The 5,302-nt window shown below is 53.8% G+C and carries 8 protein-coding genes and 1 pseudogene; all 9 read right to left on the bottom strand.

The window, feature by feature from the left end:
• Positions 1–560, bottom strand: a pseudogene (locus tag ABUA47_RS18300) (reverse transcriptase N-terminal domain-containing protein); the annotation flags it as partial.
• 606 nt (positions 561–1,166) lie between these two features.
• Complete coding sequence (locus ABUA47_RS18295) at positions 1,167–1,412, bottom strand: DUF3875 domain-containing protein (protein ID WP_007851792.1); 246 nt, start codon at positions 1,410–1,412, stop codon at positions 1,167–1,169.
• Positions 1,409–1,735, bottom strand: a complete 327-nt coding sequence (locus ABUA47_RS18290; protein WP_029427933.1) for a DUF4133 domain-containing protein — start codon at positions 1,733–1,735, stop codon at positions 1,409–1,411. The genes ABUA47_RS18295 and ABUA47_RS18290 overlap by 4 nt, the downstream gene beginning before the upstream one ends.
• A 20-nt stretch (positions 1,736–1,755) precedes the next feature.
• Positions 1,756–2,058, bottom strand: coding sequence for a DUF4134 domain-containing protein (locus tag ABUA47_RS18285; RefSeq protein WP_004303800.1), 303 nt, complete (start codon positions 2,056–2,058; stop codon positions 1,756–1,758).
• Positions 2,059–2,203: 145 nt separating this feature from the next.
• Positions 2,204–2,944, bottom strand: a complete 741-nt coding sequence (locus ABUA47_RS18280; protein ID WP_029427932.1) for a hypothetical protein — start codon at positions 2,942–2,944, stop codon at positions 2,204–2,206.
• On the bottom strand, positions 2,941–3,360 hold the full coding sequence (locus ABUA47_RS18275; RefSeq protein ID WP_004295458.1) for a DUF3408 domain-containing protein: 420 nt from the start codon (positions 3,358–3,360) through the stop codon (positions 2,941–2,943). Before ABUA47_RS18275 ends, ABUA47_RS18280 begins: the two co-directional genes overlap by 4 nt.
• Before the next feature lie 41 nt (positions 3,361–3,401).
• Entirely contained in the window at positions 3,402–3,824 is a 423-nt protein-coding gene (locus ABUA47_RS18270; RefSeq protein ID WP_004319163.1) for a DUF3408 domain-containing protein, read from the bottom strand.
• A gap of 6 nt (positions 3,825–3,830) precedes the next feature.
• A complete protein-coding gene (locus ABUA47_RS18265; RefSeq protein ID WP_004295460.1) occupies positions 3,831–4,583 on the bottom strand; it encodes a ParA family protein in 753 nt (250 codons plus the stop codon).
• 467 nt (positions 4,584–5,050) lie between these two features.
• On the bottom strand, positions 5,051–5,302 hold a 252-nt coding region (locus ABUA47_RS18260; protein WP_349831857.1), incomplete at its 5' end, for a hypothetical protein.

Below are 5,302 nucleotides of genomic sequence, written 5' to 3'. Positions count from 1 at the left end.
TCCCCTTCAAGTATCCATTCGGGCGATACGTCTTTTGCGAGTACACAGAAGCATTGTTCCCTTGCATCGAACGTGCTTCGTTCCTTGCGGAACCCGTAGGAGTTGTTGTCGGCTGTCGTTTCAGCTACCGGCTCCAATGCCATCAGATACAGCGCCTGCATAGCCCTGTCTTTCATGGTAGGAATACCCAACGGCCGTTGTTTGCCGTTCTTTTTGCTGATATAGACCCGTTTCAACGGTTGGGGATTGTATCCCCTGCGTTTCAGTTCGCTGATTGCCTGAAACTTCGCTTTTGGGGTTTTCCATAATACACGGTCAACCCCTGCTGTCTTTTTACCTTTGTTAGAGGTCACCCGCTTTACGGCCAATGCTTTGGCGTAAAACGAATGCGTTAGCATCCACTGTAAAGCTTTCACTTTACCGTATCTGCCTTCTTTTTGAGCCTTTACAATACGTGCTTGTAGCTTTTTAACCGCAATTTCGCACCGGAGCCAGTCTATGCTGTCCCAAGCGTTCGATTTTCGGTCAGTCGATGCACACGAAATTTCTAATTCGTTCATTTGCGTTTCAACTTTAAAAAGTTCTAAAAGTTTCTTGTAAAGAGTCACCATGCGGAAGTCTGCCCGCTTTCGCGTAGGGTAACGTTGAAACCCCTATCCGCCCCATTACAGGACGGCATTCGCTTTTTCCGCATTCCTGTGCCTGCATCCCGTTCGGCCTTCCTTACGGTCGGCTTACCTGTTTTCGTAGGAGAGATACAGGTTTTCCATGTTCCGTGTAAGTGACAAAGAGAATGGGTTAGAATCTGTCATTCCGCCGGCAGCAGTGTGGTTCGTGTAACCCCAGACTGGAGAGGGTTATCCTCGCTGCACCCGTTTCCGGGCTTGAGCCTGTCAGTATCGTTTGGCTCATTCAAACTAACGACGTTTAGCGACAGTTCACATGTGTTATTCATACCATTCAAGCCAAGCTCCCGCGCCGTCTGATACTGACGACGATTGTTTTCCCCTCACGGTTCAAACTGCCCCTTTCGGGCGGGCTACCTTGTCTGGGCAGCTTAATACAATTAAGGTGCATCTGCCCATAGGCTACTGCTGACGAAACAGCAGGTTTAATCTTTGTTTTATGTCATACTCGATGACTTAAATTATTTGTTAAACAATCACTTACACGACATCATGTCGCACCCAGTCCTGCTTGTGTACCACGCTGTATTCGGGCAAGACCTTCAGGGCCTTGCACCAGGCGGCGTGGATCGCCTCGTACTCGGCGGACGTGACGGTGAACAGCTCCGGGAGTTCGACCCGATAGGCGACCGTTATGTCCGCGTCCTTGCTGATGATACAACCGCCTTCCACGGCCAGGAGCGGGAACTTGCTTTCCAGCGTGGTGGCTTTCAAGATGTTTCTCATACGCGGCCCCCCTTTCTTTTCAGCAACCGGCGCAGGGACTTGCGGTTGAGCAGGTAGCGGGGATGCCGGCGCGCGGCGAACAGCTTCATCAGCCCGTGTTCCCCGTAACGGGCGTTCAGGCGGAAGGTAAGCCAGACCAGCACCGAAGCCGCCGCAACGCCGAAAGCGATACATACCCACTGATCGACCCCTGCCATGTAGAGGATGACGAACACCACGAAGACGGCCAGCAGGCCGCCCGCGAAGATGAAGAGGTACTGCGCCTTCAGGCCCCGGAACTCCACGCTCTTGCCGATTCCCTTGTTGATTCCATATTCCATAATTATTTGCATGACAGGTTGGACTACAAGAAGAAAGAGCGTAGGATCGTCGCGGCGACAATCAGGAAAATACACGCGCCGAACCAGCTCGCGGCGGTCTTCGACGTGTCGGGGTCGCCGCTCGAAAACTTGTTATAGACCTTGATCCCGCCGATAAGGCCGACCACAGCCCCAATCGCGTAGATGAGCTTCGTTCCGGGATCGAAGTAGCTGGTTACCATGTTGGTAGCCTCCGTAATGCCGGCGATGCCGTTGCCCTGCGCGAAAGCGGAGGAGATGGCGGCAAAGAGAAATGCCGCCGGAAGAAGAATCTTGTTCTTTCTCATAACTCGATAATGTTTGAATTGTGGCGCGGGGATGGATAGGCCCCGCACCGGGTTAAACTTCTTGATTCGGATTTTTTCAGTGGTTCGAGGATAGCCTCACGTGCTACCCGTAGTCTTTTTCTTTCATCGTGATGTCATTATGGGGTTAAACAAACTCACGGACGTCGAAACCCGTGGGAACCGAACCCTGCGGAGATGGGCTTTCCGCAGACCTCTCGGACATACGCCGGTGAAAGGCCGAGAGGTAGGTGTCGATCAGGGATTTTACCCTGTCGTTCCCGTCGGGGCGGCCCGAAACGATGACCTCGAACATGTCGGTCTGTTTCAGGCCCAGGAGGACACGTCCCGTTTCCTCCCTTTGCTCGTCTGTTGAAGGTGGATCATGTACCACGTGGCGGTAGGCTTCGCCCATCTGTTCAAAACTAACCCCCTGGGCAAGCGAGCGGCCCAAAAGGGGCAGCTCTTCGGTGTCGTCTTCATCCTCGTCATAATCCGGCTCCTCCGCGTCCGCATCCGGGAAAGATTCATCGTACAGCGGAAAGTCGATTTCCAGAGGTTCGTTAGGCTCCCCCTCGGGAGCGACACCGAACACTTCATCCAGGTCTTCCGGCGGAATCTGCCGGGGGTGTTCGGGTACATTCGTGGGCACAAATATATCGGCTTTTTCCGTAACTTTTTCAGTTTCAGATTCTACGGCAGCTTGTGGCCGGGAGTGGCGCGGGTCGAGGACAAAGCGGCTCCTGCCGATGATCTCCTGCCGGCAGGGAGTGTCTTCGGCAACGATCCCGTCTGCCGGTTCGTTGCGTTCCATCCGCCACAGGCGGAAAAACGCCCACAAGGCATACCCCACGGCAAAGAGGGGCAGCAGCCACAACGCCCCGTTCATCGCTCCTCCGCTTTGGGTTGCCGGGAGGCCACGGCCTCACGCTCCTCGAAAAGCCGCTCGATGGTTTCCCGGTTATCGTCCAGGTGCGCCTTGAGAACCTTGTCCACGTAGGCCGTGATCGTCACGTCGCCACGACCGATGACACGGGTGATCTCGCGGATACGCTCGTGATACGACGGACGTATCTTCACGTGCTTGTTACCGGCGAAAGGCAGCCGCAGCAGGCAGATGTAACGGGCCAGGTACTCGGCCTCGGGGGTGGGGACAGTCCCCACGGCGACCTCCCCCGAAGGGCCGTCGGGGACGATAAGGGTTTTCATCCTGCGCCGGTAGCGGCACACGCGGAAGATGAAGGGCACGGCGACGCAAAGGACGGCCGCCAGGATAACAGATAAAATAATTGCTTTGTCTGACATGATGGATTGTTTTTAATAGGTTGTAAATATTGGGTTCATAACTAAAAAATATCGGAGTTCCGTTTCTTGTAGAGTTCCGAAATTTCCTCCTGATAGGTCGCGAAATGCTGCTCCAGCACATTGTCCAGGTAGCTATACAGCGAGAGTTCGTTCTTACCGATAACCTGCACTATCCGGGTTATACGCTCGTGAAACTCCTTGCGGATATACACCGTTTTGCCGCTTCGGGTATTGGAGGGGGCGTTCCGGATAAAAAGACGCTCGTAATCCTGGCCTTTCCCTCTTCGGCGGCGTCCCTCCTCTTTCGTAGCCGGCGAGGCGGCGGCCTCGCCGGACGGTTCCGATAGAGCCGATGCCTCCTCCTCTTTTTCCGGCGTGTAAGGATGTAATGGCCGGTTTCGGCTTTTGGCCTGGCTGATGATGAAGGAAGCGTCCAAACCGTCGTCATGTTCTTTTCCGCTCATAAGATCCTACTTTAACAGTTCGATCAATTCATCCACGAGTTTATCCAGGTTGCTGCCCCGGATCAAAGAACGGTCTGCCGGGAAGAGCGTGGAGCGGAAGACAGAGCGACGGCTGGCGTTCTGCTCACGACGAAAACGCTTGGTGTCAGGCAGGAAGGTCTTCAGAACAGGAAGACCCAGCTCTTTCATTACCGCCTCGTAAACCTGATATAACTCTGTCTTTTCACGTCCGTCCACCATGTTCCATAGCATATACAGCCCTTTCATCCGGGACTTCTCGCGGCCCATGATATGCTCCTTTACCACAACCGCGTAATTCAGGGTGCTTTCCATGACAACCCGGTCGGCACTGATCGGGGCGACGAGATAATCCATTCCGGCCAGGGAATGAATCAGATCCTCGTTATTGATCGTACCGGGAAGGTCGAAGAACACATAATCGAAATCACCTTGCGGCAGGAGGTAGTCGGCATCGGCCAACGCCTCTTTCGTGTTGCTTTCCACGACAGGATAGGCTTTCTTTTGAAGCCGGGTGAATTGTTCGTAAGCTAACCTCTTGTAATGTTCGTCTTCGAGGGCAAGCTTCAGGTCACGTTCCCGCATCTCCACGATGGAGTGTTGGGGATAATCGCAGTCGATGACCGCGACATTGAAACCCTTTACATAGTGCAGGTAAGAGGCTGCCAGCACCGTGAGGGTGGTTTTGCCCGCTCCGCCTTTCTGGGTGGAGAAGGCCACGAATTTCGTTTTCTCTTTCATTGTTCCATGCGTTTTTAGTTATACAATCGGGTAATCGTTCATCTCTTCACGTATCCGGACAAGTGACGGCATGAGATTTTATGCTGGTATGCCGGCACGCATATATGCTGGTGCGCTGGCAGGCTGTTACGCCGGTATGCCGGTGCATGGGCGCGTGTCCGATTTTATACTCATGCGCAACCGCATTTGCTTATCCGGACAAAGACCCGCTTTTTCCTCTGCACACGATGTTTTCTGCATCCGTCCACACGTGTGCGGACAGGGGGATGTGTCATTGCCCGTATCCGTTCTCACGTGCAAAGTAAACCCTTAAAAACACGGGTTGTATGCTCTTTTTCCGCTATGGCCGCGTGTGGCGTCAAAGTGGACGCAAGTGGCGTAATCGCTTATGGCACAAGTGATTGAATAGGTCGGTATCTTTGCCTCGTGAACGATCCCGACGCTAATGAAGCCGTCCTTGCCCCGTTTTACGGCGGCTCTTTCAATGTTCTGTCCGCGAGCGGGCAGAAGGTATTTGCAAAGGGCAAATAGCAAGCTGTGTTTTCTGCTGCACGATTCTCGTTTTGCAGCAGAAAACAGCTTGCCCGCAAGGGGGAGAAAGCACCTCCGGAGTCGGTGCTTTTCAGAAGGGCGGCAGGCCGCGAAGGGATCGGAATTTTCAGGAACCGGTGGGGCTCTGGCCTCTCCTTAAAATTTCGCTGCGATGGAAAAGAACAGAA

The organism is Bacteroides sp. RTP31139st1_H2_RTP31139_211217, from assembly GCF_040227615.1.
GTDB classification, from domain to species: domain Bacteria; phylum Bacteroidota; class Bacteroidia; order Bacteroidales; family Bacteroidaceae; genus Bacteroides; species Bacteroides uniformis.
This window is presented reverse-complemented; position numbering and strand designations above follow the sequence as displayed.

Excerpts from the sequence above, each read along its gene's own strand:
- ABUA47_RS18295 (WP_007851792.1), bottom strand. The coding sequence starts at position 1,412 with ATGAGAAACATCTTGAAAGCCACCACGCTGGAAAGCAAGTTCCCGCTC.
- ABUA47_RS18285 (WP_004303800.1), bottom strand. The coding sequence starts at position 2,058 with ATGAGAAAGAACAAGATTCTTCTTCCGGCGGCATTTCTCTTTGCCGCC.
- ABUA47_RS18280 (WP_029427932.1), bottom strand. The coding sequence starts at position 2,944 with ATGAACGGGGCGTTGTGGCTGCTGCCCCTCTTTGCCGTGGGGTATGCC.
- ABUA47_RS18275 (WP_004295458.1), bottom strand. The coding sequence starts at position 3,360 with ATGTCAGACAAAGCAATTATTTTATCTGTTATCCTGGCGGCCGTCCTT.
- ABUA47_RS18270 (WP_004319163.1), bottom strand. The coding sequence starts at position 3,824 with ATGAGCGGAAAAGAACATGACGACGGTTTGGACGCTTCCTTCATCATC.
- ABUA47_RS18265 (WP_004295460.1), bottom strand. The coding sequence starts at position 4,583 with ATGAAAGAGAAAACGAAATTCGTGGCCTTCTCCACCCAGAAAGGCGGA.